The sequence below is a fragment of the Aquipuribacter hungaricus genome (genome assembly GCF_037860755.1).
GTDB classification, from domain to species: domain Bacteria; phylum Actinomycetota; class Actinomycetes; order Actinomycetales; family JBBAYJ01; genus Aquipuribacter; species Aquipuribacter hungaricus.
The window spans coordinates 1-26,588 of the sequence record NZ_JBBEOI010000026.1; the positions used below are offsets into that span (position 1 = coordinate 1).

26 protein-coding genes, 1 tRNA gene and 1 riboswitch are annotated in these 26,588 nt (G+C 74.1%); of the genes, 9 read left to right on the forward strand and 18 right to left on the reverse strand.

Annotated elements, in window-relative coordinates; all coding sequences use genetic code 11:
* The 6 genes from WCS02_RS05755 to WCS02_RS05780 all read right to left on the reverse strand — a co-directional run.
* On the reverse strand, window positions 1-900 hold a 900-nt coding region (locus WCS02_RS05755), incomplete at its 3' end, for a serine/threonine-protein kinase (protein ID WP_340290933.1).
* Window positions 897-2,354 (reverse strand): peptidoglycan D,D-transpeptidase FtsI family protein, encoded by a 1,458-nt coding sequence (locus WCS02_RS05760; RefSeq protein WP_340290935.1) that lies wholly within the window; start codon window positions 2,352-2,354, stop codon window positions 897-899. The genes WCS02_RS05755 and WCS02_RS05760, both read right to left, overlap by 4 nt.
* Window positions 2,351-3,745 (reverse strand): FtsW/RodA/SpoVE family cell cycle protein, encoded by a 1,395-nt coding sequence (locus WCS02_RS05765; RefSeq protein ID WP_340290937.1) that lies wholly within the window; start codon window positions 3,743-3,745, stop codon window positions 2,351-2,353. The genes WCS02_RS05760 and WCS02_RS05765 overlap by 4 nt, the downstream gene beginning before the upstream one ends.
* Entirely contained in the window at window positions 3,742-4,977 is a 1,236-nt protein-coding gene (locus tag WCS02_RS05770) for a PP2C family protein-serine/threonine phosphatase (protein WP_340290939.1), read from the reverse strand. Before WCS02_RS05770 ends, WCS02_RS05765 begins: the two co-directional genes overlap by 4 nt.
* Window positions 4,977-5,489, reverse strand: a complete 513-nt coding sequence (locus WCS02_RS05775; protein ID WP_340290941.1) for an FHA domain-containing protein FhaB/FipA — start codon at window positions 5,487-5,489, stop codon at window positions 4,977-4,979. Before WCS02_RS05775 ends, WCS02_RS05770 begins: the two co-directional genes overlap by 1 nt.
* Window positions 5,490-5,511: 22 nt before the next feature.
* Entirely contained in the window at window positions 5,512-6,210 is a 699-nt protein-coding gene (locus WCS02_RS05780; RefSeq protein ID WP_340290943.1) for an FhaA domain-containing protein, read from the reverse strand.
* A gap of 180 nt (window positions 6,211-6,390) precedes the next feature.
* Between WCS02_RS05780 and WCS02_RS05785 the strand changes: the two genes are divergently transcribed.
* Window positions 6,391-6,474 (forward strand) — tRNA-Leu (locus WCS02_RS05785).
* A gap of 68 nt (window positions 6,475-6,542) precedes the next feature.
* Here the strand turns inward: WCS02_RS05785 and WCS02_RS05790 are convergent.
* The gene (locus WCS02_RS05790; protein ID WP_340290945.1) at window positions 6,543-6,992 is read right to left on the reverse strand and encodes an SRPBCC family protein; all 450 of its coding nucleotides are present in this window, start codon (window positions 6,990-6,992) and stop codon (window positions 6,543-6,545) included.
* 103 nt (window positions 6,993-7,095) lie between these two features.
* Window positions 7,096-8,481 carry an MFS transporter gene (locus WCS02_RS05795; RefSeq protein ID WP_340290947.1) on the reverse strand — a complete coding sequence of 462 codons (1,386 nt, stop codon included), beginning with the start codon at window positions 8,479-8,481 and terminating at the stop codon, window positions 7,096-7,098.
* Between the two features lie 178 nt (window positions 8,482-8,659).
* Between WCS02_RS05795 and ligD the strand changes: the two genes are divergently transcribed.
* Entirely contained in the window at window positions 8,660-9,634 is a 975-nt protein-coding gene (gene ligD, locus WCS02_RS05800; protein WP_340290949.1) for a non-homologous end-joining DNA ligase, read from the forward strand.
* 78 nt (window positions 9,635-9,712) lie between these two features.
* A complete protein-coding gene (locus tag WCS02_RS05805) occupies window positions 9,713-9,955 on the forward strand; it encodes a hypothetical protein (RefSeq protein ID WP_340290951.1) in 243 nt (80 codons plus the stop codon).
* Between the two features lie 16 nt (window positions 9,956-9,971).
* Here WCS02_RS05805 and WCS02_RS05810 read toward each other — a convergent pair whose 3' ends face one another.
* Complete coding sequence (locus WCS02_RS05810; RefSeq protein WP_340290952.1) at window positions 9,972-10,706, reverse strand: DUF6518 family protein; 735 nt, start codon at window positions 10,704-10,706, stop codon at window positions 9,972-9,974.
* Between the two features lie 630 nt (window positions 10,707-11,336).
* Here WCS02_RS05810 and WCS02_RS05815 point away from each other — a divergent pair.
* A complete protein-coding gene (locus WCS02_RS05815; protein ID WP_340290953.1) occupies window positions 11,337-13,109 on the forward strand; it encodes an HNH endonuclease signature motif containing protein in 1,773 nt (590 codons plus the stop codon).
* 89 nt (window positions 13,110-13,198) lie between these two features.
* Here WCS02_RS05815 and WCS02_RS05820 read toward each other — a convergent pair whose 3' ends face one another.
* The 7 genes from WCS02_RS05820 to WCS02_RS05850 all read right to left on the reverse strand — a co-directional run bounded on the left by WCS02_RS05820 (window position 13,199) and on the right by WCS02_RS05850 (window position 20,794).
* Window positions 13,199-14,137, reverse strand: a complete 939-nt coding sequence (locus tag WCS02_RS05820) for a carbohydrate ABC transporter permease (RefSeq protein WP_376984247.1) — start codon at window positions 14,135-14,137, stop codon at window positions 13,199-13,201.
* 89 nt (window positions 14,138-14,226) lie between these two features.
* The gene (locus WCS02_RS05825) at window positions 14,227-15,243 is read right to left on the reverse strand and encodes a carbohydrate ABC transporter permease (RefSeq protein ID WP_340290955.1); all 1,017 of its coding nucleotides are present in this window, start codon (window positions 15,241-15,243) and stop codon (window positions 14,227-14,229) included.
* Entirely contained in the window at window positions 15,240-16,706 is a 1,467-nt protein-coding gene (locus WCS02_RS05830) for an ABC transporter substrate-binding protein (protein ID WP_340290956.1), read from the reverse strand. Before WCS02_RS05830 ends, WCS02_RS05825 begins: the two co-directional genes overlap by 4 nt.
* Before the next feature lie 192 nt (window positions 16,707-16,898).
* The gene (locus WCS02_RS05835) at window positions 16,899-18,341 is read right to left on the reverse strand and encodes an LLM class flavin-dependent oxidoreductase (RefSeq protein ID WP_340290957.1); all 1,443 of its coding nucleotides are present in this window, start codon (window positions 18,339-18,341) and stop codon (window positions 16,899-16,901) included.
* The gene (locus WCS02_RS05840) at window positions 18,338-19,030 is read right to left on the reverse strand and encodes a methionine ABC transporter permease (protein ID WP_340290958.1); all 693 of its coding nucleotides are present in this window, start codon (window positions 19,028-19,030) and stop codon (window positions 18,338-18,340) included. Before WCS02_RS05840 ends, WCS02_RS05835 begins: the two co-directional genes overlap by 4 nt.
* Window positions 19,023-19,862 (reverse strand): methionine ABC transporter ATP-binding protein, encoded by an 840-nt coding sequence (locus WCS02_RS05845; protein ID WP_340290959.1) that lies wholly within the window; start codon window positions 19,860-19,862, stop codon window positions 19,023-19,025. Before WCS02_RS05845 ends, WCS02_RS05840 begins: the two co-directional genes overlap by 8 nt.
* Window positions 19,859-20,794 (reverse strand): MetQ/NlpA family ABC transporter substrate-binding protein, encoded by a 936-nt coding sequence (locus tag WCS02_RS05850; protein ID WP_340290960.1) that lies wholly within the window; start codon window positions 20,792-20,794, stop codon window positions 19,859-19,861. The genes WCS02_RS05845 and WCS02_RS05850 overlap by 4 nt, the downstream gene beginning before the upstream one ends.
* 354 nt (window positions 20,795-21,148) lie before the next feature.
* Window positions 21,149-21,244: riboswitch (SAM riboswitch) on the reverse strand.
* 218 nt (window positions 21,245-21,462) lie between these two features.
* Here WCS02_RS05850 and WCS02_RS05855 point away from each other — a divergent pair.
* From WCS02_RS05855 to WCS02_RS05865, 3 genes are read left to right on the forward strand one after another with little or no spacing between them, the layout of a single operon-like run.
* A complete protein-coding gene (locus WCS02_RS05855; RefSeq protein WP_340290961.1) occupies window positions 21,463-22,689 on the forward strand; it encodes an ATP-binding protein in 1,227 nt (408 codons plus the stop codon).
* 56 nt (window positions 22,690-22,745) lie between these two features.
* The gene (locus WCS02_RS05860) at window positions 22,746-23,387 is read left to right on the forward strand and encodes a hypothetical protein (protein WP_340290962.1); all 642 of its coding nucleotides are present in this window, start codon (window positions 22,746-22,748) and stop codon (window positions 23,385-23,387) included.
* The gene (locus tag WCS02_RS05865; RefSeq protein ID WP_340290963.1) at window positions 23,384-24,016 is read left to right on the forward strand and encodes an OmpA family protein; all 633 of its coding nucleotides are present in this window, start codon (window positions 23,384-23,386) and stop codon (window positions 24,014-24,016) included. Before WCS02_RS05860 ends, WCS02_RS05865 begins: the two co-directional genes overlap by 4 nt.
* Before the next feature lie 30 nt (window positions 24,017-24,046).
* On the opposite strand, the gene WCS02_RS05870 is transcribed toward WCS02_RS05865, so the two are convergent.
* Together WCS02_RS05870 and WCS02_RS05875 are read right to left on the reverse strand one after the other, a co-directional pair.
* Window positions 24,047-24,667 carry a CE1759 family FMN reductase gene (locus WCS02_RS05870; RefSeq protein ID WP_340290964.1) on the reverse strand — a complete coding sequence of 207 codons (621 nt, stop codon included), beginning with the start codon at window positions 24,665-24,667 and terminating at the stop codon, window positions 24,047-24,049.
* On the reverse strand, window positions 24,664-25,803 hold the full coding sequence (locus tag WCS02_RS05875; RefSeq protein WP_340290969.1) for an LLM class flavin-dependent oxidoreductase: 1,140 nt from the start codon (window positions 25,801-25,803) through the stop codon (window positions 24,664-24,666). Before WCS02_RS05875 ends, WCS02_RS05870 begins: the two co-directional genes overlap by 4 nt.
* A gap of 168 nt (window positions 25,804-25,971) precedes the next feature.
* Here WCS02_RS05875 and WCS02_RS05880 point away from each other — a divergent pair, with 168 nt between their 5' ends.
* Together WCS02_RS05880 and WCS02_RS05885 are read left to right on the forward strand one after the other, a co-directional pair.
* Window positions 25,972-26,403, forward strand: coding sequence for a hypothetical protein (locus WCS02_RS05880; RefSeq protein ID WP_340290965.1), 432 nt, complete (start codon window positions 25,972-25,974; stop codon window positions 26,401-26,403).
* Window positions 26,403-26,588, forward strand: a 186-nt coding sequence (locus WCS02_RS05885) for a hypothetical protein (RefSeq protein ID WP_340290967.1), incomplete at its 3' end; no start/stop codon positions are given. The genes WCS02_RS05880 and WCS02_RS05885, both read left to right, overlap by 1 nt.

Sequence of the window (26,588 nt, forward strand, 5' to 3'; positions counted from 1 at the left end):
GCTGGCCGTGCTGCCACCGGTGCCGGCGTCCGGGTCGGCGCCGGGGACGTCCCACACCGGTCCCGCGGTGCCGGCGGCGACGGCGCGCAGCCGCTCGGCGAGCGCGTCGGCGCCGGGTCGGGCGGCGGGGTCCTTGTCCAGGCAGCGGGCCACGGTGCTGCGCATCGCGGGCGAGACCGTCGCGGGCAGGTCGGGCGGCGGGTCCTGCACCTGCGCCCGGGCGACCTCGGCCGGGCTGGGGCCGGAGAACGGCGGGCGGCCGCTGAGCAGCTCCTGCGCGACGACGCCGAGGGAGTACACGTCGGAGGCGGTGGTCGCGCGGCCGCCGCGGGCCTGCTCGGGTGACAGGTACTCCGCGGTGCCCATGACCAGGCCGGTGCGGGTCACGGGGACCGCGTCGGCGGCGCGGGCGATGCCGAAGTCGGTGACGGTGACGCGCTCGGGGTGCTCGCGGGACACGACGAGGTTGGCGGGCTTGACGTCGCGGTGGACGAGCCCGCTGCGGTGCGCCGCCGCGAGGGCGTCGGCGACCTGGGCCAGCAGGCGGGCCACGCGCTCCTCGGCCAGGGGGCCCTGCTCGGCGAGCACGACGTTGAGCGGTCGGCCGTCGAGCAGGTCCATGACCAGGTACGCGGTGGCGGCGCCGCCGGTGAGCACGAGCTCGTCCTCGCCGTAGTCGTGCACGGCGGCGACGTGGGGGTGGCGCACGGACGCCGCGTGCAGCGCCTCGGTGCGGAACCGCTCGACGAAGCCGGGGTCGTCGGCGAGCTCGGGGCGCAGCACCTTGACGGCGACGTCGCGGTCGAGCCGGTCGTCGTGGGCGCGCCACACCTCGCCCATGGCGCCGACCGCCACCTGCTCCAGCAGCCGGTACCGCCCGGCGAGCACCCGTCCCGTCACCGGTCCAGCACCGCCTGCATGACCGCGCGGGCCACCGGCGCCGCGACCCGGCCGCCGCTGGCCTCGCTGCCGGCGCTGCCGCCGTTCTCCACGACGACGGCGACCGCGACCCGGGGGTCGTCGGCGGGGGCGAAGGAGGTGAACCAGGCGTGCGGGTCGGTCTCGTTGCCGGTCTGCGCGGTCCCGGTCTTGCCCGCCACGGTGACGCCGTCGATCTGCGCCGCGGTCCCCGAGCCGTCCTCGACGACGCCGACCATCATCGACGTGAGCGCCTCGGCGGTGCTCTGCTCGACGGCGCGGCCCAGCTGCTCGGGCTGGACGTCCTCGACGACCTGCAGGTCGGGGCCGCGGACGGTGCGGACCAGCTGCGGGCGCATGAGGACGCCGTCGTTGGCGACCGCGGCGCTCACCATCGCCACCTGCAGCGGGGTCACCCGGACGTCGAACTGCCCGATCGCGGCCTGCGCGCTCTGCGGCGGGTCCATCCCCTCCGGCACCGTGGACTCCGCGGTGCGCAGCGGGATGGTGAGCTCGGTCCCGAACCCGAAGTCCTCGGCCTGCTCGCGCAGCACGTCCCCGCCCAGGTCGATGCCGAGCTGGCCGAACGCCGTGTTGCACGAGATGCGGAGCGCGTCCGCCAGCGTCGTGAGGTCGCCGGGCCCGCACGGGCCCCCGAAGACGTTGGGCAGGGTGGCCGTGGTCTGCGGCAGCGCGAGCTCGGCCGGGCCGGGCAGCTGCGACTCCGGCGTGAGCCCGCCCTCCTCGATGGCCGCGGCCGCCGTGACGATCTTGAACACGGAGCCGGGCGGGTAGGTGCGCCCGGCGACCGCGCGGTTCTCCAGCGGCCGGTCGGGGTCGGCGTTGAGCGCGGCCCACGCCTCCTGCACCGCGCCGAGGTCGTGCGAGGCCAGCGAGCCCGGGTCGAAGGACGGGCGCGACACCAGGGCGAGGATGCGACCGGTGGACGGCTCGATCGCGACGACGGCGCCCCGCTGCTCGCCCAGGGCGTCCCACGCGGCCTGCTGGACGACCGGGTCGAGGGTGAGCTCGACCGAGCCGCCGGCCGGGTCCTGGCCGGTGAGCACCTGCCCGATCCGGCTGTAGAACAGCGAGTCCGCGGTGCCGGCGAGCACGTCGTTCTGGACGGACTCGATGGCGGTGCGGCCGTAGACGATGGAGAAGAAGCCGGTGGCGTGGGCGTACACCTGGCCGCCCGGGTACTGGCGCAGGTACTGGTAGTCCCCGCCGACCTCGGTGCTCAGCGCGACGGGCTGGCCGTCGGAGGTGACGATGGGCCCGCGCTCGCGCCCGAACTCCCGGTACACCTGCCGGACGTTGCCCTGCCCGGCCGCCACCGACGAGGCGCCGACGTACTGGATCCACGACGTCGACAGCAGCAGGCTGGCGAACAGCAGGGCGACGACGACCGCCAGCCGGCGCAGCGGGGCGTTCACGCGGGCCTCAGCGCCTGGGTGCGGGCGTCGTCGGCCGGCAGCGACGGCGGGCGGGTCTCGGGCAGGTCGGGGCGGCGGGCCAGGTCGGAGATGCGCAGCAGGAGCGCGACGACGACCCAGCTGCCCAGCAGCGACGAGCCGCCGTAGGCGAGGAACGGCATGGTGAGGCCGGTCAGCGGGATGACCCGGGTGACCCCGCCCGCCACGACGAACACCTGCATCGCGACGGCGAAGGAGAGCCCGCAGGCCAGCAGCTTGCCGAACCCGTCGCGCACGCCGATGGCGGTGCGGATGCCGCGCTGCACGAGGATCGCGTAGAGCAGGAAGATGCCGAACAGCCCGGCCAGGCCGAGCTCCTCGCCGAGCGCGGCGACGATGAAGTCGCTCTCGGCGAACGGGACGATCTCGGGCGACCCGCGGCCGAGCCCGGTGCCCAGCAGCCCGCCGTCTGCCATCCCGTACAGCGCCTGCACCACCTGGTAGGAGCCGCCGCGGGCCTCGATGCGCTCGGGGTCGAAGGGGTCCAGCCACACGTCGACGCGGCGCTGGACGTGGCTGAACAGCCGCCACGCCACGACGCAGCCGCCGGCGAACAGGCCGAGGCCGATGACGATCCACGAGACCCGCTCGGTGGCCACGTAGAGCATCGCCACGAAGATCCCGAAGAACAGCAGCGAGGTGCCGAGGTCACGCTCGAACACGAGGATCCCGACCGAGGCGACCCAGGCGACGAGGATCGGGCCGAGGTCGCGGGCCCGCGGCAGGCGCAGCCACAGCACCTTGGGCCCGACCAGGGACAGCGTGTCCCGGGCGACGACGAGGTAGCCCGCGAAGAACACGACCACGGCGATCTTGCCGAGCTCGGCCGGCTGGAACGTCGTCACGCCGAGGTCGATCCAGATCGTCGCGCCGTTGACCGTCCGGCCGATCCCCGGCACCAGCGGGAGCAGCAGCAGCACGAGGCCGGCGACCATGGCGGTGTACGTGCGGGCGCGCAGCCTGCGGTGGTCGCGCAGCACGACGAGGACGACCGCGGCGGTGACCACCCCGAGCGCGGTGAACCCCAGCTGGCGCACCGCGAGCGAGGTCACCGGGTCCTTGGCCAGGTCCAGCCGGTGGATCATCACCAGGCCCAGCCCGTTGATGAGCAGCGCGATCGGGATCATCACGGGGTCCGCGTAGGGCGCGACGACCCGGACGACGACGTGCAGCAGCAGGCCGAGGCCGAGCAGCCCGCCGGAGACGGCGACGAGCCGGGCCGGCAGCTGGCCGCCCAGGGTGAGGCCCACCAGGGCGTAGGCCGCGGTGGAGATGCCGACCGACAGCACGACGAGCAGCAGCTCGAAGCCGCGGCGGGTGCCGGGGGCGAGCGCGGTGACCACGGTCGTCACGGCTCGGTCTCCAGCTGGGCGCGCAGGTCGCGGACGATCCGCAGCGCCTCGTCGCGGTCGTCGGCCTGGATGCCCTCGGTGACGATGCCGCGCTGGAAGAACGGCAGGTCGGCGACGGCCACGTCGGTCGTCTCCTCCACGGTCGACAGCCGCAGCGGGCCGACGTCCTGGGTGAGGCCCCGGAACACCGCGACCACCTCCTCGCCGCCCTCGGTCCCGGTCACGCCCACGAAGTACTGCTCCTGCGACCAGCTCCAGCCGGCCCACACCGCGCCGGCCAGGCCGAGCGCGACGAGCAGGGCGACGAGCCAGGGGACCCAGCGACGGACCGGTGAGGGGTCGTCGTCGTCGTCGGCGTCGTCCCCGTCCTCGCCCGGCGCGGCGGGCTCGCGGCCCAGGGAGGCGGCGCGGGCGGCGGGGCTGTCGTCGGCCGGGGTGGTCGGGGTCCGGCCGCGGGTGCGCGCGGCGGCGGCACCGACCACCTGGGGGGCGGTCGAGGGCGGGGTGTCGAGGTCGACGACGTCGGCGACGATGACCGTGACGTTGTCCGGGGCGCCGGAGCGCATGGCGAGGCGGACCAGGGCCTCCGCCGTGGTGGCCGGGTCGTCGCCCGCGGCGAGGGTGTCGTGGAGGGTGTCGTGGCTGACGAAGCCGGACAGCCCGTCGGAGCACAGCAGCCACCGGTCGCCCGGGCGGCCCTCGCGGACCGACAGGTCCGGCTCGTCGCCGTGCTCGCCGGTGAGCACCCGCATGACGACGTTGCGCTGCGGGTGGTTCTCGGCCTCCTCCTCGCTGATCCGGCCGGCCTCGACCAGGCTCTGCACGTACGTGTGGTCGGTCGTCACCTTGACCAGGTCGCCGTCGCGGAGCAGGTAGGCCCGGGAGTCGCCGATGTGCGCGAGCACGATCCGGGACCCGGCGCGCAGCAGGGCCGTCACCGTCGTGCCCATGCCGGCGAGCTCCGGCTGGACGCGCACCCGCTCCTGCAGCGCGGTGTTGGTCGTGCGGAGCCGCTCCGCGAGCCGGGTCTGGGCCTCGGTGCTGCCGAGCGCCTCGCCGTCCAGGTCGGCGAGGGTGCCGACCGCGAGCGAGCTGGCGACGTCCCCGCCGGCGTGGCCGCCCATCCCGTCGGCGACGACGAGCAGGTGGGGGCCGGCGTACCCGGAGTCCTCGTTCTTGGTGCGCACCAGGCCCACGTCGCTGCGGGCCGCGTAGCGCAGCGCGGTCGACACTAGGCCCTCAGCTCCAGGACGGTCCGGCCGATGCGGACCGGCACCCGGACCTGCAGCGCGACCGGGCCCTGGACCTGCTCCTTGCGGACGTAGGTGCCGTTGGTCGAGCCGAGGTCCTCGAGCACCCACTGCCCGTCCTGGCGGCTGATCCGCGCGTGGCGGCCCGAGGCGAACTCGTCGTCGATGACGAGCGTGCAGTCCGCCGCCCGGCCGACAGTGATGGCGGACGTGCCGAGGGTGATGGTCGTGCCCTGGAGGGAGCCCTCGGTGACGACGAGCTGGCGCGGCAGGGCGGGCGGGCGCGGCTCGGGGGGCTGGCGGGCGCCCGGCGTCTGGCGCGCGGGCGGACGGACGGGGGGGGCGGCCTTCTTGGCCGGGGCCGAGCGGGGCGACCGGACCGCGACCCGGGTGCCGTAGAGGTCACCGCGCAGGACGCCGACGACACCGAGCACGAACAGCCACAGCAGCACGAGCAGGCCGAGCTGGAGCACCGTGAGCGTGAGCTCGCTCATGACGGCGCCCCCAGGGTGCGGCTCATCCGGCGTCCCTCACGACGACGCGGGTGTGGCCGAGCGACACCACGTCGCCGCTGCGCAGCGCCTGGTGCCCGACCGGCTCGTCGGCGACGAAGGTGCCGTTCGTCGAGCCCAGGTCGAGCACGGACAGCACGGTGCGACCGGAGGAGGTGTCGACGCGCAGCTCGGCGTGCCGGCGGGAGACGCCGGTGTCGTCGAGCACGATGTCGGCGTCGGACCCGCGGCCCAGCGTGGTGACCGGGCCGGTGAGCACGTAGGCGCGCCCGTCGACCTCGATGACCGGCCGGCCCTGGGCGGAGGTACGGCTCGTCGCCGGGGCGACGGCGCCCTTGACGGTCTGGCTGCTGACGTCGAAGACGCCCACCTCGAGGGAGTCGTCGCGCTCGAGGACCACGGAGACCGGTCCGACGAAGGCGTAGCGCTGCTTGTCGGCGTGCTCGGTGACGGCCGCGGCGAGCTCGTCGGCCAGCGCGTCCTCCCACTCGCCGAGGCGGTCGTGGTCCTCGCCGCTGAGGGTGACGGTGAAGGCGTTGGGCACCAGGGTGCGGCCGCGGCCCAGGACGGCGGCGCGGTCGTCGAGCTCGCGGCGGAGGGCGGAGGCGATCTCCACGGGCTGGACACGGGAGCGGAACGTGCGCGCGAAGACGCCGTTGACGGCGCGCTCGACGCCCTTCTCGAACCTGTCCAGCAGACCCACGACCGACCACCTCCTTCCGCGTGTACGTGCTGGTGTACGTGCTGGTGGGAGCACCCGGCCGAGGGCACGGAAGAACCCCGGGACGTGCCCGGCCAGGTCGCAATGTACCGGCGGGGCCCGGGGGCCGCGGAAACGTGGCGTGCGGGGGGCGCCCCGGGATCGGTGTACCCTGACCGCTGCGCGCGAGTGGCGGAATAGGCAGACGCGCACGGTTCAGGTCCGTGTGCCCGAAAGGGCGTGGGGGTTCAACTCCCCCCTCGCGCACGCAGCACCACCACGAGAGCCCCCGGCCGGTCGGTCGGGGGCTCTCGTGCTGCTGGCCCCCGGGCCCGTCACCCGCGCTCGGCCGCGGCGGCGATGTCGGCGAGGTCCGCCCGCAGGGCGGTGACCACCGAGCGCCGCACCAGCGGCGCCGTGAGGGCTGCCAGCGCCGCCGTCACCCGCCCCGTCGGTGTGCCGGCGAAGCCCACCGTGACGTCCGTGCCGCCCGCGGCAGGGACGAACGTGAACGTCGAGACGTAGCGGGCGCCGCCGCTGTGCGCCTCTGCGGTGTAGGAGCGGTGGGGGTCGACGGCGGTGACGGCCATCTCCTCCGTCGCGCTCCTGCCGAGCATCGTGCGGGTCTCCCGCCACCGGGTGCCGACACCGAACGGCCCGTCCGTGAGGACCTCGACGGACGTCACCGCCCGCAGCACGTCGGGCGCCCCGGTGAGGTCGGTGGCCACCTCCCACACCCGGCCCACCGGGGACGCCACGTGCCGCGACACCTCGACCTGCTTCACGCCCGGACCTGCATCACGTCTGGACCTGCGTCATGACGACCTCCTGGTGCGGTGCGCCCGTGGTCCGGGCCGGGACGTCATCGTGGCAGCGCACCCCGACACATCACCGGTCCTGCGCCACGACGGCCGCCGTCACCGGCCCCGGGGCCCCTGCCGCGTAGGCGGCGCTGAGCCGGCGGTACGGCCCGCTGAGCAGCGCGGCGACGGTGAAGAGCAGCCCGAGTGCCCCGGTCACGACGAACACCAGCGCGATCCCCCGGTCCGCCCCGGTCCCGAACCAGCCGCCGATGGCCCGGGCGAGCGCACCGTCGGTCATCGCGGGGATGACGACCAGCTCGGTGAACGGGGCGACGAGGAACGCCGTCAGCGGGGAGGCGGCCAGCTCGACGCTCTGCGCGAAGCCGAAGACCCGGCCCTGCCGCTCGAACGGCACCACCCGCTGGAGCACGGTCTGCTCGGCGGCCTCCGCGAACGGCGACAGCACCATGTAGACCATGAGCCCCGCCGCGAGCAGCCACACCGACGTGCGCAGCGGGAAGAGGATGGTCACCGTCCACAGCACGACGTTGACCAGCAGCAGCGTCCGGACCGGGTTGGCGCCGAGGCCGCTGCGCGCGACGACGAGCCCGCCGACGATGGCGCCGGTGCTCAGCACGCCCCAGAGCAGCCCCCACACCTGCACCGACACCAGCGACAGCCCGTAGGCGTCCATGAGCGACATGAACGAGCCGCCGAGCACGTTGTTGACGCACGAGAAGACGATGAGCGCCGGCAGCCCGGGCACCCCGCCGACGATCCGCAGCGTCCCCCGCAGGTCGACGCCGTGCCCGTCGTCCCCGGCCGTCGTCCGCCGGGGCGCCGGCTCCGGCACCCGCAGCGTCGACAGGTGGACCACCGAGGCCACCAGCACGACGAGGGCGAGGACGAGCACCGACCGCATCCCGTCGTAGCCCACGAGCAGGCCGCTGACGACCGACGTGGCCAGGAACGACACCCCCTGCACCGTGCCGACCAGGCCGTTCGCCCGGTCGCGCGCCCCCTCGGGGACCAGCAGCGTGACCAGCGTGGGCACCGCGATGCTCCGGAGGTTGCCGGTGATGACGCCCGCCATGAGCGTGACGACGAAGACCCACAGCCACGGCTCGGCCGGGTCGCGGAACGAGCCGGCGGGCGCCAGCAGGTAGCCGGCGAGGCAGACGGCGTAGACCACGGCCGAGACGACCGACGAGGCCTGCATGACCTGCGTCTTGCGGTGGTGGTCGACGAGGCTGCCGAACCAGATCCCGGTCAGCGCGGTGGCCGCCAGGAAGATGCCCGCGATGACGCCGGTCGCCAGGACCGAGCGCGTCTCCAGGTAGACCCAGAAGGTCACGGCGAAGAACACGGTCCAGTTGACGACCGACACCAGCAGGACGTCGAGCAGCACGTGCACGAACACCCGCTGCCGCGGTTCGGCCAGGTCGAGCCGCGTCGCGTCCGTCGTCGCCATGGGTCCTCCCCCTCTGCGCGGTGGTCGCTCCACCGGGCACGGTCTCCCGACCGCCGCCCCACCGAGAAGTCATCGCGCCTGGTGCGGGGTCCAGGCTGCCGCACCCCCGGCGGCCGGGTCGCGCGGTTTTCCCCGTCGCGCCCCTGCGTGCGCGGCACGCCGCCCCTACGTTGGTCCCGTGGCCAGCTCGAAGGCACCGGCGACGGTGATCGACGTGGACGGGCTCGACGTGCGCCTCACCAGCCCGGACCGCGTGTACTTCCCCGCGACGGGGGCCACCAAGCTGGACCTGCTGCAGTACTACCTGAGCGTCGGCGACGGCATCGTCGACGCCCTGCGCGAGCGGCCGTGCATGCTCCACCGCTTCCCCAAGGGCGTCGAGGGCGACAAGGTGCACCAGAAGCGTGTCCCCGCCGGCGCCCCGCCGTGGGTGGAGACGGTGCAGCTGTGGTTCCCCCGCTGGGGCCGGACCGCCGACGAGCTCTGCGTCACGCACCTGGCGCAGGTGGCGTGGGCGGTGCAGATGTCGACCGTGGAGTTCCACCCGTGGAACAGCCGCCGCGCCGACACCGAGTCGCCCGACGAGTGGCGCATCGACCTGGACCCGGGACCGCTGTCGGACTACGCCCAGGTCCGGCGGGTCGCGCACGTCGTCCACGAGGTCCTCGACGAGCTCGGCGCCGTCGGCTACCCCAAGACCTCGGGCGGCAAGGGCATGCACGTCTACGTCCGGATCCCGCCGGACCACGGCTTCACCGACGTCCGCCGGGCCGCGCTCGCCTTCGCCCGCGAGGTGGAGCGCCGGGCGCCCGACGACGTGACGACGACGTGGTGGCGCAAGGACCGCGACCCGCACGCGCTGTTCGTCGACTACAACCAGAACGCCCGCGACCACACCATCGCGGCCGCCTACTCGGTCAGAGGGACGCCGCAGGGCACGGTGTCGACGCCGGTCCGCTGGGACGAGGTCGACGACGCCGAGCCGGACGACTTCACCATCGCCACCGTGCCCGCCCGCTTCGCCGAGCTCGGCGACCTGCACGCCGGCATCGACGACCATGTGTTCGACATCGCGCCGCTGCTGGAGTGGGCCGAGCGCGACGAGGCCCGGGGCGCCGAGGTGCCGCCGGAGCCCGAGCCCGCACCGGACTGACCGACGTCCGAGCCCGTCCCACGGCGTCCGCGCCAGACCCGCCCTGGTGGCGGCCCACCCGCACGAGGAGGAGCACGCATGGCTCGACCCGAGGACCAGGACCTCACCGGCCAGGACCCGTTGTCCAGCGCCGCCGAGGGTGACGACGACCCGGGCTCGGCCGCGCTCGCGGTGCCGGGAGAGGACGCGGACGGCATCGAGGGCGAGCGCCCCGACGCCGACGGACCGTCCTTCGCCGAGGCCGGCCCGCCGCCCGAGGCCGCGGACGAGACGCCGCTGACCGACGTGGTGCCGGACTCCCCGGGCACCGAGCCCGCGTAGGGGGCTACCGCCTGGCCTAGAGCAGGCCCATGACGGTGCCGCCGTAGGTGTAGAGCCCGACGAAGGGGGTGGCCACCGCCGCCGCGACGACGGGGGCTGCCACCTGCGCCGCGGCCCCGCGGAGCCGGCGCACCGAGGCCCACGCGGTCACGGCGACCCCGACCAGCACCGAGCCCCACCAGTACGCGGCCGGCGTGCTCTCGCTGACGACCGTCAGCCCGTACGCCGCCTCGCCGACGAGGATCCCCGCCAGGGCTCCTAGTCCCAGTGCCGCCCGGAGGTCGCGCCGGGTGCGGGCCCAGTACGCGCCCAGCCCCGCCGGCGGCCCGACGGTCACGCTCAGGACCCCCCAGAACAGCAGGAGCGCAGAGCTGGACGGGAAGCCCCGGAGCTCGTTCGTCACGACGTAGCCGGCGAGCATGGCGAGCATCGCGAGGGCGCCGACCAGCGCGGCGGTACGCGCCGAGCGGGGCAGCAGCGCGCAGGCGAAGGCCACCACGGTCCAGCTGCCCGAGGAGTTGGCCAGCGGCGTGAGGGTCTCAGGCAGGTGCGCCTGGCCGAAGGCGGTCAGCGCGCCGAGGAGGAGCGCGACGAGGACGGGGACGGTCGTCCGGGCCCAGGGGCGGTCGGGTGCTGGGGTGTCCGTGGCTGCGGGGTGCTGCTCGCCGGCCCCGGCCGGTTCGAGGTGAGGGGCCGGGCTGCCGGCCGGCGCCAGGGCTCGTGCCGGGGTTGGGGGCGGTGCTGGCTGCATACGTTCGACGGTAGGTCGGCGGGCGTGTGTGGCGCGTCCGCCTGGGGGGCGACCTTCGAGCGCAGGTGCGGTGGGGAGGTCCTCCTGTGGGTGGACAGGCGGCGGGATCGGGTTGGCGCCCGGCGCGGACGGCGTGTGCCCGGTCACCTCATCTCTGAGAGCACTCGTCCGCTGTAGGTCCTGGTCCGGCTGCTGGCTACGAACTTTCCTCTGGTCCGCGGCCGTCGTCCCGTCCTCGACCGCCCGGCGGGTCTCGCCGGCAGGCCCGCCCTCGCCGGCCGTCCCTCGCTCGCCTGCCGTACGTCTCGTCGGCTCGTCACCCGGTGGCGGGTCGCCTCGTCTCCCGCGTCTCCCGCGTCTCCCGCGTCTCCCGCGTCTCCCGCGTCTCCCGCGTCTCCCGCGTCTCCCGCGTCTCCCGCGTCTCCCGCGTCTCCCGCGCCCCGGCGGCGCGTCGTCCCCGTGGTCCGGTGGCCCATCCGCGGGCCGACCCTCACGACCTGCCGGCGGCGTGCTCTCGGGGCTGTGTGCACAGGCGCGGCGAGGGACCACTTGTCCACAGCGACCGCCGATGCGGGCTCACGTTCGAACACATGTTCGAAACAATGGGCCGGAACGCGAGGGGGTGGGGATATGGACAACGGTGATGCTGCCGGTGATGCTGCCGGTGACGCTGGTGCCGGGGGCGCGCCGTTGCTCGAGACCCTGAGACGCCTGGCCGCGTGCGCCGCCGAGCTCGACAGCCTGCTCGGTCCCGAGCAGGTGTGGCGCAGCACCGACCGCGACGTCCTGTCGGCGGTCGTCGAGCTGTCGCGCACCCGGAGCGCCCTGGACGGAGCCCACCTGCGCCTGGTCCGCGAGGTCGACGCGCGCGGGGTGGCGACGGCGTCCCCGGTCGCGACCTCACCCGAGGGGTTCCTCCGCAGCTCCTGCCTCGTCGGTGCGGCCCAGGCACGGCGCGACGTTGTCGCGGCCCGGGCGACCGCGCCGGGCGAGGTGCTCGAGCCGCTGGCCCGCCTGCTGCAGGACGGTCGGTGCACCCGCGGGCACGTCGACCAGGCGGTCAGGGTGCTCGACTGCATCCCGGAGGAGGTGCGGGAGCGACCCGGTGCCGGGGAGCTGATCTCGGACTACCTGCTCGTCGCCGCGCGGGATGCCTCCCCGCTGGACCTCCAGCACGCCGGCCAGCAGCTGGTGCGCACGCTCCTGCCAGAGCCGGACGAGCGGCTCGACCGTCTGTCCCACCAGCGCCGCTTCCTCGACCTGGCGACCGATGCGACCGGCATGACGGTGGGCCGTCTGCAGCTCGACCCTGTCGCCGGTGCCGCCCTGCGGACGGCGCTCCAGCGGTGGAGCGGGCCCGAGTCCGGCGCTGACGGCGAGCCGGACACCCGCGGTCCCCGCCAGCGGCGGGCCGACGCGCTCTCCGCGCTCGTCGACAGCGCGCTCGCCGTCCAGCAGCCACGTCGCGGCGAGCGGCCCCGCGTCGTCCTCCACATGACGCCCGACCAGCTGACGGACATCCGTACCCGGTCGGACGAGGCTGCGACCACCCGCCTGGGTGGCCTGGGCGGCCCGGATGACCCGAGAGGCGGGGCCGGCGCGGCCGGCATGCCCGAGGTGGAGGGTCAGGGACCCGTCCCGGCATGGGCGGCCCGGCGGCTCGTCTGCGACGCCGTGCTCCAGCGGGTCGTCGCTGCCCCGTCGGAGGGACCGCTCGACGTCGGCCGGACGGAACGGCTCGCGACGCTCGCGCAGCGGCGTGCCCTCGCGGCACGTGACGGCGGCTGCGTGGTGCCCGGGTGCGGCGCTGCCCCCGACATCTGCGACGCCCACCACGTCGTCCACTGGGTCGACGGCGGGCGCACGGACCTGGTCAACCTCGTCCTGCTGTGCCCCGGCCACCACACCGCGGTGCACGCCGGGACCTGGGGGGTGGCCGTGGACGACGCTCACCAGGTGACGGTGACGCCCCCGCGCTGGGTCGACCCGGAGCGCCGGCCCCGTCCGGCCTGGAGCCAGCGCGCACGTCAGATGCGTGACGAGCTGTCCCGGCGGCTGGCGTCAGAGGCACCGCACTCCTCACCTATCGATGAAGCACGCGGTGAGGACTGCCTGGGCGAAGACAGACCCCACCACCCGCCCGGCGCGGACCCGCCCAGCGCGCACCCGCTCGCCGCGAACTCGTTGATCGCGGGCCCGTTCAGCCAGAACCTCTTCCATGACGAGGCCACCGCTGAGACGTTGCCCGGCCGCGACCCGAGCGCTGAGGGCCAGGAGGGTCGGAGTCCCACCGGTCACGACATGTCCCGCGCGGAGCGGGGCGAGGAGAACCTCTTCGACCCGGGATCAGTAGGTAACCCGTCGCGGCACCCCGGTATGAGGGCGGAGGCGCTGCCGCCGTGAGGTCCGATGGACGCCTCATCGCTGAAGACAGCGACGTGCCGGTGGTCCGGGCCCGGACCACCGGCACGTCGGGCCGCGCCGCGAGGGGTCTACTTGCCCCCGCCCGGGGACGCCGCGACGCCGTCGACGAAGTACCGCTGGCCCAGGAAGAACAGCAGGACCATCGGCAGCGTGGTGATGACGGACGCCGTCACCACGACCTCCCACTGGAAGTTGCCGCTGCCCACGAACCGGTCGAGCAGGATCTTGAGCCCGAGCGGGATGGTGAACAGCTCCTCGTCGCGCAGGTAGATGAGCGGGCCCATGAGGTTCGTCCACGCCGCCTGCACCTCGAACAGCAGCGTGAGGACGACGGCGGGCTTGCACAGCGGCAGGGCCATCCGCCAGAAGATCGACCAGTTGCCGGCGCCGTCGACCCGGGCCGCCTCGAAGATCTCCCTCGGCATCCCGAGGAAGAACTGCCGCAGCAGGAAGACGTAGAACGCGCTGCCGAACAGCCCGCCGGCCCACAGCGGGACCTGGGTGTTGACCAGGCCGAGCGAGTCCCAGATCAGGTACGTCGGGATCATCGTCACCGCGCCGGGGAGCATCATCGTGGCGAGGACGAGGCCGAACAGCAGACCCCGCCCTCGGAACTGGAAGTACGAGAACCCCCAGGCCACCAGCGCGCTGGACAGCGTCACCGTCCCCGCGGAGAGCACCGTGACGATGACGGTGTTGAGCAGCCACAGCGCGACGGGCGCCTCCTGCCAGACCGTCACGTAGTTCTGCAGCGTGGCGGTCGCGGGGATGAGGCGGTTGTCGAAGACGTCGCCGCGCGGCTTGAACGACGCGCTGACGAGCCAGACGAACGGGTAGACGAACAGCAGCGTGACGAGCCCCAGCGCCCCGAGGACGAGGACCCGCGCCACGAGCGTGCGCGCACGACGGTCACGACGTGGCGGCTTCGCGAGACCGGGCGCGGCAGCAGCCGCGCCGGGACCGGCGCCCGCACCAGCCGCACCGGCGGCACCGGCGGCACCGGCCACGCCAGCCGCACCGGCCACGCCCGCCGCACCGGCAGCACCGGTCGCGGGAGGCAGTCCGCCCGCGGTCTGCGAGGCGTCCGGGACGGCGGTCACCGGTCGGCCTCGTAGTAGACGACGCGGCGGGACACCAGGAGCTGCACCCCGGTGATCGCGAGGACCACGAGGAACAGCAGCCAGGCCAGCGCGGAGGCGTAGCCCATGTTGAAGAACTGGAACGCCTGCTGGAACAGGTAGATCGCGTAGAACAGCGCCGCGTCGTTGCCGTACCCGCCGGTGGAGCCGAAGTACGCCGTGTAGGCCTCGGTGAAGGTCTGCAGACCGTCGATGGTGTTGACCACGACGAGGAAGAACAGGGGCCCGCTGACCATCGGCATCGTCACGTGCCAGGTGCGGCGGAAGAAGCCGGCACCGTCCATCTTCGCGGCGTCCAGCAGCTCCCGCGGCACCCCCCGCAGGGCGGCGAGCAGGATGAGCACCGAGCCGCCGACCGTCCACAGGCTCATGAGCACCAGGCCCGGCTTGATCCACGCCGAGTCGGTCGTCCAGTTGGGGCCGTCGATGCCGAACCAGCCGAGCGCGGTGTTGAGCAGCCCGTCCTGCCCGTTGAGCAGCAGCAGGACGAGCACGCCGACGGCGACCGGCGGCGTCATCCGCGGCAGGAAGAACGCCGTGCGGAAGAAGCCCATGCTCCGTCCGGCCTTGTCCAGCAGCAGGGCCAGCGCGAACGACAGGGTGACGTACAGCGGCACCTGCAGCAGCGTGAACACCACCGTGTTGCCCAGTGCCAGCTGCACGTTGGGGTCGCCGGCCAGCCGCACGTAGTTCTCGAGGCCCACGAACGTCGGGGCGTTGATGATGTCGTAGTCGGTCAGCGACAGGTACAGGCTGTAGCCGATCGGCCAGGCCGTGAAGACGAGGAAGCCGATGATCCACGGGCTGAGGAACGCCAGTGCCGACAGCACCGTGCGGCGCCGGTTGCGGCGCTGGCTCGGCCGTAGCGGGACCTTCGGGCCGCGACCCTTGCCGGCACCGCCCAACCGACCCCGGCCGGGGCGGCGGACGGACGCGGTCGCGCCCGCCGCCGCCGGGGTCGCGACCGCCGTCACCGGTCGGCGCTCGCGGACGGGGCGGGCTGCACCGACGGCTCGCCGCCGGAGGCGTCCCACGTCTCCCACGCGCTGTCGAGGGCGGCCTGCGCCTCCTCCTGGGCCCGGGCGAGCGACTCCGCCGGGGTCTCCTGGCCGTTGAGGACCCGGTTGACCGCGTCCTGCCAGGCCTCGGTGAACTCGGCGTCCGCCGGGTTGGCGGGCAGGGCGAAGGTGTTGTCGTTGGCCTCGTAGGTCGCCTCGATGCCGCTCTGCCACGGCTCGTCGGTGTCGGCGACCAGCTCGCGGATCGCGGCGTCGGCCTCGGTGTTGCCGGTGAGCAGCCCGGTGAAGGGCTTGCCCTCCTCCTCGCGCGCCTGCTGGCGGGCCTCGGCGGCCGCCATCCAGCTGTCGACCTCGGTCATGGTCTTGGCGTAGCGGCAGGCCGCCTCGGGGTTGCTGCTGCCGGTGGGCACGGCCCACGAGCCGCCGCCGGCGAAGGCGATGGTCTGGCCCTGGCGGTCCTTGAAGGTGTCGAAGGTGACCGGGGCGTCGGGGGAGACGTCGTTGAGGACGTTGATGTACCACTGCTCGATCGGGAAGGCGCCGAGCGTGCCGGCGGCGAACTGGTTGTCGGCGCCGAAGAAGTCCGAGGCGTCGCGCAGCGCGGACACGTCGCCGAAGCCGCCCTGGCGCTCCAGCACCTCGACGGCGAGCTCGAGGGCCTCGACGGCCTTGGGGTCGTCGAGCTGCGCGGTGCGCCCGTCCTCGCTGAGCAGGCCCGCCCCGTTCGACCGCGCCCACAGCGGGAAGAAGTCGGGCAGCTTGCTGTCGTAGCCGATGGCGTCCGGCCCGGCCGCCGTGGCGAGCGCGTCGGTGGCGGTGAGCACGCCCTCCCAGTCGGAGCCGTCGACCTGGGCGGTCGTCACCCCGGCCTGCTCGAGCAGCTGCGGGTTGGCCGCGAGCACCTGGACCACGTTGAACTCGGGGATGGCGTAGACGTCGCCGTCGAGGGTGACCTGGTCGACCGCGGTCTGGACGTAGGCGGACATGTCGATGTCCTCGCCCTCGATGCACCGGGTCAGCGGGGCGATGGCGCCGCGGGAGGCGAAGGAGCCGACCTGGGCGCGGGTGGTGTAGATGAGGTCGGGGGCGTCGCCGCTGGCGACGGCGGTGAGGAAGCGCTGCGGGTCGAGCCCGCCCTCGACGAGCTGGACGTCGACGCCGGACAGCTCCTCCTCCGCCCGGGCGGCCCGGACCTCGGCGACCTCGTCGTTGAGGCCGAAGCCGAGGACCTCCAGCGGGCCGTCGACCTCCGCCCCGGAGTCGTAGCTGGCCTCGGCGGCGGCCTCCCCGCCCCCCCGGCCCTGGGCGCAGCCGGCCAGGGCGACGGCCCCGACGACGAGCAGCGTGGTGAGCCGGACGGGGCGGGAGCGCACGGGGTGGGAGCGCACGGGGTGGGAGCGCACGGTGTGAGAGCGCACGGTGGGGCCTCCTCGGGGTCGGGGCAGGTCGGTCGCCAGCGGCAGGCCTGGACGACGCCGTCCGGACCTGGAGGGTGAGTCCTGACTACTCCTGCCCCGGCGCCTGCACCACTCGTGGGGCAAAACATCTTCGCGCGCGAAGAGTCGGGCCCGCAGAGCCGGGGAGAGACCCCGGCCCGCAGCCCCACCCGGTCAGGCCGAGGACCCCTCGGGGCCCCCGAAGGCGCCGCGGAACCGGGCCGCGGGGTGCCGCTCGTCGAGCCGTCCGCCGTCCTGGCGGCCGAAGAGCTTCTCGCGGAAGGTCCCCGGCGCGTACTCCTCCTGCGCCAGTCCGCGGCGGCGCAGCTCGGGGAGCAGCCCTTCGACGACCTCGGTGTAGCTGTCCGGCAGCACGTGGTTGATGATGTTGATGCCGTCGACGCCGGCGTCCTGCCACTGCTCCAGCCGGTCGGCGACCTGCTCCGGCGTGCCGACGAGCCGCATCATCTCCGAGCGGTACCGGACCATGTCCTCGATGGTCGGGTCGCCGCCGGGCACCGAGTCGATGATCGCCTGGTGCACCCCGCGCACGCCCTGGACCTCGAGGTCCTTGAGCCGGGTGTCCACCGGGGCGTCGCCCAGGTCGACGCCCATGCCGCCGAGCATGTGCGCGGCGAGCCCCTCGACGGACAGGTGCTCGTCGTAGTCCGCCTTGAGCCGGCGCGCCTCGGCCTCGGTGCTGCCGACCACCAGCGACAGGCCGGTGAAGAACTTGACGTCGTCGGCGCGGCGGCCGTGCTCGACGGCGAGGCGGCGGACGGTGGTGGTGACCTTGGCCGCGCCCGCGGGTGAGCCGGCGAACATGAACACCGCCTCGGCGTTGCGGGCGGCGAAGTCCATGCCGACCGGCGAGGTGCCGGCCTGGAAGAGCACCGGGGTGCGCTGCGGCGACGGGGCCACCAGGTGCGGCCCCTCGACGGAGTACCGCTCGCCGCGGTGGTGGACCTTGTGGATGCGGCCCGGGACCGAGAAGACGCCGGCCGCCCGGTCCTTGACCTCGGCGTCGTCGTCCCAGCTGCCCTCGAGCAGCTTGTAGACGACGTCGACGTACTCCTCGGCCCAGGCGTAGCGCTCGTCGTGGGGGGTGAGCCCGGGCAGGCCGTAGTTGCGGTGAGCGTTCTCCAGGGCCGAGGTGACGATGTTCCAGCCGACCCGGCCGCGGGTGAGGTGGTCGAGCGTCGCCGCGCGGCGGGCGAACGTGAACGGGTGCTCTTGGATGACGGAGCTCGTCCACGCCAGGCCGATGTGCTCGGTGACGGCGCCAAGGGCGGACAGCATCACCGACGGGTCGAGCGAGGGGATCTGGATGCCCTCGCGGACGAAGGTGTCCCAGCCACCCCGGTGGTCGCCGTAGAGCCCGACCACGTCGGCGAAGAACATCGCGTCGAACCGGGCGTCCTCGAGCTGGCGGGCCAGGTCCGTCCACAGCGACAGCTCGTCGTAGCGGTCCTGCTGGGCGCGGGGGTGGCGCCACAGCCCCTCCAGGATGTGGCCGGGCGTGGCCATGAGGAACGCGCTCAGCAGCAGCCGGGGACGCCCGGGTGCGCCGGGACCGGGCAAGGGGGCGGGGGCGGTACCGGGGTCGGGGGTGCTCACAGGCGCTTGTCCAGTCGTCGCACGGTCAGGGTCCCGGCGGCCTGCACCAGCTGGACGAGCACGATGATCACCACGACCGTCGCGACCATCACCCCCGTCTCGTAGCGGTAGTAGCCGTACCGGATGGCGAAGTCGCCGATGCCGCCGCCGCCGGCCAGGCCGGCGATCGCGGAGTACGAGATGAAGCTCACGACCATGATCGTGATGGAGCCGGCCAGGGCGGGCCGGGCCTCGACGAGCAGGACGCTCCACAGGGTGCGGACCTTGCCGGCGCCCAGGGAGCGTGCGGCCTCGACGACGCCGAGCGGGACCTGGAGCAGGTTCTGCTCGACGAAGCGGGCCAGGTAGGCGGCGGCGTTGACGGTCAGCGGCACGGTCACCGCGACCGTCCCCAGGCTGGTCCCGACCACGAGCCGGGTGATGGGGATCATGGCGATGAGCAGGATGATGAACGGGAACGACCGGACGACGTTGACGACCGTGTTGACCGCCCGGTAGACGAGCGGGCTCGGTGCCAGGCCACCGGGCCGGGTGGCGTACATGAGCATCCCGAGCGGGACGGCGACGAGCACCGCGAGCGGCACGGCGATGGCGACCATGAGGGCGGTCTCGCCGAGAGCGGCGCCCATCTCGGGCAGGACGTCGACGACGCGGGCGAGCTCGGCGCCCAGGCCTGCGGTCTCAGCCACGCTCCACCACCGCCTCCAGCCGGTCCAGCGAGACCGGGGCCCGCGGTGGGACGACGGCGTCGGGCTCGGTCCGGCCGTGGTCGACGGGGGCGAGCCGGATCTCGTCGTCGAGCAGGAAGCGGGCGATCTCGCTGCGCGGGGCCAGCGGGCTGCCGTCCAGGCGCAGGTGCTCGACGACCCGGCCGGACTCCATGACGGCGACGTCCCCGGCCAGGGCCTTGACGACGTTCATCTGGTGGGTGACCAGGACGATGGTGATGCCCAGGCGCTCGTTGACCTCCTTGAGGTACTGCAGCACCGTGATCGTCGTCTGCGGGTCGACCGCGCTGGTCGGCTCGTCGCACAGCAGCACCGACGGCTCGTTGGCCAGCGCCCGGGCGATCGCCACCCGCTGCTTCTGCCCGCCCGACAGCTTGGACGGGTAGGCGTCGGCCTTGTCGGACAGGTCGACGACCGCGAGGCTCCGGGCCACCTTGGCCGCGCGCCCTGCCTTGGGGGCACCCGCGACGCGGAGCGCGAGCTCGACGTTCTGGGCCGCGGTGAGGTTCTCCAGCAGGTTGAAGTGCTGGAAGATCATGCCGATCTTGGCCCGCCGGGCGCGCAGCTCGCGCTCCGGCAGCGTCGTCAGCTCCTCGCCGTCGACGACGACCGAGCCGCTGTCGGGCCGCTCGAGCAGGTTGACGGTGCGGACCAGGGTCGACTTGCCGGCACCGCTGAAGCCGATGATCCCCTGCACGGCGCCGCGCTCGACGTGCAGGTCGACGTCGTCGACGGCCGTCGTGGTGCCGCCGGCGGTGGTGAAGGTCTTCGTGACCCCGCGGAGGGTGATCACCCCTCGGTCCACCAGTCGGCGACCTGCTCCTGCGGGTCCTCGTCCCAGGGCAGCGGCGCCCAGTCGCCGTAGAAGTCGGTGTAGAACGCCCGCACCTCGTCGCTCTGGAACGCCTCGCGCAGCGCCTCGGTCTTCTCGGAGCCGACCGCGTCGGGGGCGCCGCCGAAGACGATCCGGTAGGGGATGGCGTCCAGGTCGTCCTCGAACAGCAGCGCGTCCTCGTTGGGGTCGAGCTCCATCTCGATGGCCTGGCGGATGAAGAGGAAGCCGGCGTCGACGTCGGGCAGGGTCTGCGTGAGCGTCTGCTGGTCGACCTCGACGAACTCGAAGCCGCGCGGGTTGTCGGTGATGTCCTCCTGGCTCGTGGAGACCACCTGGGCGCCCTCGGCGAGCTCGAGCAGCCCGGCCCCGGCGAGCAGGTGCAGCGCGCGGCCGTTGTTCGCCGGGTCGACGGGCAGCGCGATCCGGGCGCCGTCGGGCAGGTCCTCGATGCTGTCGTGCGTCACGGAGTACACGCCGGCGGGGGAGCCGACCGCGTAGAACAGCGGGACGACGTCGGTGCCGTTGTCGCGGTTGAACGTCTGCAGGTAGGCGCCGTGCTGGAAGAAGTTGAAGTCGAACTCCCCGGTGGAGACCGCGTTGTTCGGCTGCACGATGTCGGTGACGTACGTGATGTCGACGGTCCAGCCGTCGGCCTCGAGCGTCTCGGCGGCGATCTCGAGCGGGCCGGAGTAGGCCGGGGTGTCGGTCGCCACGACGGTGATCTCGCGGTCGCCCGCAGGGGCACCGCCGCCGGCGGACCCGGAGGCGGCGGGCTCGGCGGAGGAGGCCTCGCCGCCGGCGCCGCAGCCGGCCACGACGAGGGCGCCGACCAGCAGCCCGGTACCGAGGGCGGCGCGACGGGTGGTCGAGGGGCGGGGGGTGGTGCTCATGGGAGTCCTCCTGGGACGGGACGGGCTGGACCGGTGCGGGCCGGACCGGGTGTGCGGGCGGTGGGAGGTCAGGTGCGGGGTGCGGGCTGCGGGGCCGGGGGTGCGGTCGGGGGCTGCCGCCCGGCCCGGGGCGCGGGTGCGGACGTTCGCGGGGGGCCGGGGCTGCGCGCGGGACGGCGCCGCGGACGGTCGGCGGCACCCGCAGGGGTGCAGCCCACGTCGTCGTGGTGGCGGTGCCGGAGGGGTCCGGTCACCGGGTGCGCGGGGGTGCGGGCGGGGTCAGCCGCGACAGCGCGCGGTGCTCCCGGGCGGCAGCGGTCGGCGGGCGGGTGCGCTGGGCAGGGTCATGCCAGTCCTCCATCGGTCCTGACATGAGCACCTGTCCCGGGAGGCCCGGGATGGTTGCTGCGGCGTCGTCGAGTCAGGTCTCTCGGCCGCTCTGGATGGGTGGTGCTGGCGCGAAGGTAGCAGGGCGCCGGACGCTGTTGACGCACCGTGTCCACCAGTGGGACACCGCTGGTCGATGCTCGTGTCTACGGCTCGCTCGGTAACGCGCTAGACAGGCGTAGACGAGGCTCGCGACCGGCGGTGGATGCGGCCCCCGACACGCGATCGTGCCGTCTACGCGCTTCTCCTGCGGACGCTAGACAGCCGGATACGGTCCTGGCATGGACCCCGTCCGCAACCCCTACGCCCCCGGCGCCGGCCAGCGCCCGCCCGAGCTCGCCGGCCGCGACGGCGAGCTCGAGGCCTTCGAGGTCATGCTCACCAGGGTCGGGCGCGGCCGGCCGGAGCGGAGCATCGTCCTCACCGGCCTGCGGGGCGTGGGCAAGACCGTGCTGCTCAACACCCTGCGCTCGCAGGCGGTCCGGCGGGGCTGGGGGACGGGCAAGGTAGAGGCGCGCCCGGACCAGTCCCTGCGCCGCCCGCTGTCGGCGGCCCTGCACCTGGCCGTGCGGGAGCTGAGCGCCCCGGCCAGCGAGACCGAGCACGTCCTCGGTGTCCTCAAGTCCTTCGCGCTGCGTCACAACCAGGCCGACACCAAGGTGCGCGACCGGTGGCAGCCGGGCATCGACGTGCCCGTGGTCGCCGGGCGCGCGGACTCCGGCGACATGGAGATCGACCTCGTCGAGCTGCTCGTGGACATCGGGGGCCTCGCCGGCGACTGCGGCAAGGGCGTCGCGGTGTTCCTCGACGAGATGCAGGACCTGTCGGCGGAGGACGTGTCGGCGCTGTGCGCCGCCGCCCACGAGATCAGCCAGGCTGGGCTGCCGTTCGTCGTCGTCGGGGCGGGGCTGCCCCACCTCCCGGCGGTGCTGTCGGCGAGCAAGTCCTACAGCGAGCGGCTGTTCCGCTACGCCCGGATCGACCGGCTCGACCGCGAGGCCGCCGACCGCGCGCTCACCGCCCCGGCCAAGGAGGAGGACGCCGAGTTCACCCCCGACGCCCTGGACGCGATGTACGAGGCGACCGCGGGCTACCCGTACTTCGTCCAGGAGTACGGCAAGACCGTCTGGGACGTGGCGACGCGCAGCCCCGTCACCGCCGACGACGTCCGGGTCGCCGTGCCGATCGCGCAGTCGGAGCTGGCCGTGGGCTTCTTCGGCTCCCGCTACGAGCGCGCGACCCCGGCCGAGCGGGAGTACCTGCGCGCGATGGCCGACGTGCTCGCCCAGCCGCGCGACGCGACCGCGGACGAGGGCCTGGCCCGGGCCGACGGCGACGACGCCGTGCCGACGGCGGCCGTCGCCGCGCTGCTCGGCCGTAAGCCGCAGTCGCTGTCCCCGGCCCGGGACGCTCTCATCAAGAAGGGCCTGGTCTACAGCGCCGAGCGCGGCCGGATCGCCTTCTCGGTGCCGCACTTCGGGCGCTACCTCCGCCGGCAGGACGGCTGAGTGGCAGACTCCGCGCCGACGCCGTGCGGGTCGCCGGCGCGCCTCAGGGGGACCGTATGACGCACCGACCGATGCCCGTCGCCGCCGCGCTGCTCGCGTCCGTGCTGCTCGGCGGCTGCACCCTCGGGGGCTCCGAGGCCGACGACGACCCCACCGGTGCGGCGCCGGGGCCCGGCGAGGGCCAGACGCAGGAGATCGGGGAGACCGTCGACGTCCTGCTGGCGGCGGCCGGCACCGAGAGCGTCGACCTGTCCGGCGAGCTGCCGGTGGTCGCCACCCGGCCGGCGTCGAGCAGCTACGGCGACTTCGAGGTCGACCTCAACGGGGTCGCGGTGCAGGAGGAGCTGATGACCGTCGTCTTCACGCTGCGGGTCCTGCGCGTCAGCGACAGCATCTTCTCGGTGAACGACGTCTTCGACGACGGGACCACCCGCGAGGGGGACGAGAACGGGGTCACGGCGTACAGCACCGACGGCGTGTACGTGCTCGACCCGGCTGAGGCCACGCGCCACCTCGTCGCCTACGACTCCGAGGGCACGTGCGTCTGCGCGGTCGCGCTCAACAGCGGCGGCGGGCTGGAGGAGGGGGGCTCGAAGACGTTCTCGTCCACCTTCTCCGCCCCGCCCGAGAGCACGACGACGGTCGACGTGGTCATCCCCTCGGTGGGCGCCTTCACCGGCGTCACGCTCGAGCGGTGAGCCGGGGCCGCACCTCCGGCGCCGCCGGGTCTCTGCTCGCGGCCTCGGCCGCTGTCGCCGCGGTGTCGCTGGTCCTGGTGGCGGCCCCGGCCTGGTCGGGCAGCTCGCCGGAGCCGACCGGGGCTGCCCGCACCGCGGTGCCGCCGGCGGCCGCCACCGGGGACGGGGTCGTCGCCACCGTGGACGGCGTCACCGCCGCGGTCGAGGGCGTGGTCGCCGAGATCGTGCCCCGCACCGCCAGCGAGGACGGGGCGCTCGAGCAGCAGGGAGACGCCGAGTTCACCCTCGCCGGCGACGTGTACTTCGACAGCGGGTCGGCCGTCCTGCTGCCCCGGGCCACCGCCGACCTGGCCGCCGTGGCCGCGCAGGTGCAGGAGGCCGGGGTGACCGCGCTGCAGGTGGTCGGGCACACCGACACCGTGGGCTCGGACGAGAGCAACCAGGTCCTCAGCGAGGCCCGGGCGGCCTCGGTCGTCGCCGCTCTGCAGCCGCAGCTGCCCGGGGTCACCCTCGTCGCCGAGGGCCGCGGGGAGACCGAGCTCATAGCGGCCGAGACGACCGAGGACGGCCAGGACGACCCGGTGGGCCGGGCGCTCAACCGCCGGGTGACAGTCCGCCCGGTCCCCTGAGCGCGAGCCCGTCGCCGCCGGCCCCGCGCCTCAGCGGCGCAGGTCGCCCAGCAGGTCGCTGAAGGACGGCGCCGAGGCGAACTCGTCGACGACGCGCTTCGGCTCGCGCGCGACCACCAGGTCGGCGAGCTCGTCGGCGGCGCGGCGGACCCGGCCGGCGAGCGCACCCGCCGCGTCCCCGTCGCCGCCCCAGTCCTCGCTGGCGGCGAAGACCCCGGTCGGGACCGTCAGCGCCCGCAGGTAGCTGAACAGCGGGCGCATCGCGTGCTCGAGGGCCAGCGAGTGCCGGGCCGTCCCCGCGGTCGCGGCGAGCAGCACCGGGGTGCCGTCGAACGCCGCCTGGCCGAGCAGGTCGACGAAGGACTTGAACAGGCCGGTGTAGCTGCCGCTGTACACCGGGGTCGCCGCGATGACGCCGTCCGAGGCCAGCACCCGGTCGATGTCCTCCTGGAGTGCCTGCGCGGCGAAGCCAGTGAGGGTCGCGTCGGTGATGGCGTGCGCCCGCTCGCGCAGGTCGACCGTGGTGACCTCGGCGGCCACCCCGCGCGCCCGGAGCGCCTCGGTGGTGGCGGCACCGAGCTGGTCGGCGAGCCGCCGGGTGGACGACGTCTCGCTCAGCCCGCCGTTGACGACGGTGATGGTGCGGGTCATGCGGGGACCTCGCTCTCGCTCGCAGTGGTGCTGGAAGAGGTGGCGCTGCTGGTGGCGTCCGTCTGCTGCCGGGCGGCGAGCAGGCTGGCGTGCGTCGGGGCGTCGGGCACGTGGGCGGGCCGGCCCTCGGCGAAGCCCTCGCGCAGGGCGGGCAGGACGTGCTCGCCGAGGAAGTCCATCTGCTCGAGCACGGTCGTCAGGGGGAGGCCTGCGTGGTCGAGCAGGAACATCTGCCGCTGGTAGTCCCCGACGATCTCGCGGTGCGCGAGCGTGCGCTCGATGACCTGCTGCGGCGAGCCCACCGTGAGCGGCGTCTGCTCCATGAAGTCCTCCAGCGACGGCCCGTGCCCGTAGACCGGCGCGACGTCGAAGTACGGCCGGAACTCCCGTATCGCGTCCTGGCTGTTGGGCCGGACGTAGACCTGACCGCCGAGGCCGACGATCGCCTGGTCGCGCGGGCCGTGGCCGTAGTGCTCGAAGCGCTGCCGGTAGAAGTCGACCATGCGACGGACGTGCGTGGACGGCCAGAAGATGTGGTTGTGGAAGAAGCCGTTGCCGTAGAACGCGGCCTGCTCCGCGATCTCCAAGCTGCGGATCGAGCCGTGCCAGACGAACGGAGGGACACCGTCGAGCGGTCGCGGCGTGGACGTGAAGCCCTGCAGAGGCGTCCGGTACTTGCCCTGCCAGTCGACGACGTCGGTGCGCCACAGCTGGTGGAGCAGGTCGTAGTTCTCGATGGCCAGGTGCAGGCCGTCGCGGATGTCCTTGCCGAACCAGGGGTAGACCGGCCCGGTGTTGCCGCGGCCGAGCATGAGGTCGACGCGCCCGTCGCTGAGGTGCTGCAGGAAGGCGTACTGCTCGGCCATGAGCACCGGGTCGTTCGTCGTGATGTGCGCGATCGAGGTGGAGAAGATGATCCGCTCGGTCTGCGCCGCGACGTAGGCGCTCAGCGTCGTCAGGGCCGACGGCACGAAGGGGTGGTCGTGGTGCTCGCCCACGGCGAAGACGTCGAAGCCGACCTCCTCGGCCTTCTTGCCGATCTCGACCAGGCCCTTGATCCGCTCGTGCTGGGTCGGGGTCCGGCCAGTCGTCGGGTCGGGCGTGATGTCGCCGACGCTGAATACGCCGAGCTGGATGCCGCTCACCGGTGCCTCCTGCGGTAGTTGAACCGTGAACCGTTCGTCGACCACAACGCTACGGGTCCTAGCGGTATGCCGCCGCGGTGGTGGTGGCGTCCCCCGTTCGCTACCTTGTTGCGATGCTGTCGCACCAGACGGCAGGGCTGGGGCTCGGAGGGAGGGTCGATGGGGGTCGACCCTCCCGCCGGGGTGCATGTCGAGGTCCTGCTGCTCCGGCTGGTCAGCACGCCCGGCGGCGGGCCCGCGCTCGCCTCGCGCACGGTGCGGGCACCGCTGGGCGACGGCACCCCTGACGAGGTGGCGCGGCGGCTGGCGACGCGTCCTGCCGTGACCGACCGTGCCGTGGTCGACCGTGCTGCGACGACCCGGCCGGACGCTGACCTCGAGCTGCTCCACTCGACCTCGTGGCGCTTCGAGCCGGGGGAGGGCGTCGTCCTGACGTACGCCGCTCTGCCCGACCCTGACCCCACCGCGCCGGCGGTCCCGCTGCTGCACCCCGCCGTGGTGTCGTCCGGCGACCCGGTACGGCCGCAGCCGGACCTGCTCCACCCGCACCACGTCGTCGCGCACGCGGTCCGGCGCCGGCGGGGCAGGTGATGGCCGAGGAGGCGGCGAGGATGCCGACGGGCACCCATGCTGCCGCGCACGCGCAAGCGCACGCGGCGGCCTCCGTGGTCGTGGACCCGGCTGCCGGGGACCCGGCAGCAGCGGCGGACCGCGCCGCAGCCGTGGACCGCGCCGCAGCCGTGGACCCCGCCGCAGCCCAGGACCGCGAAGTCGGG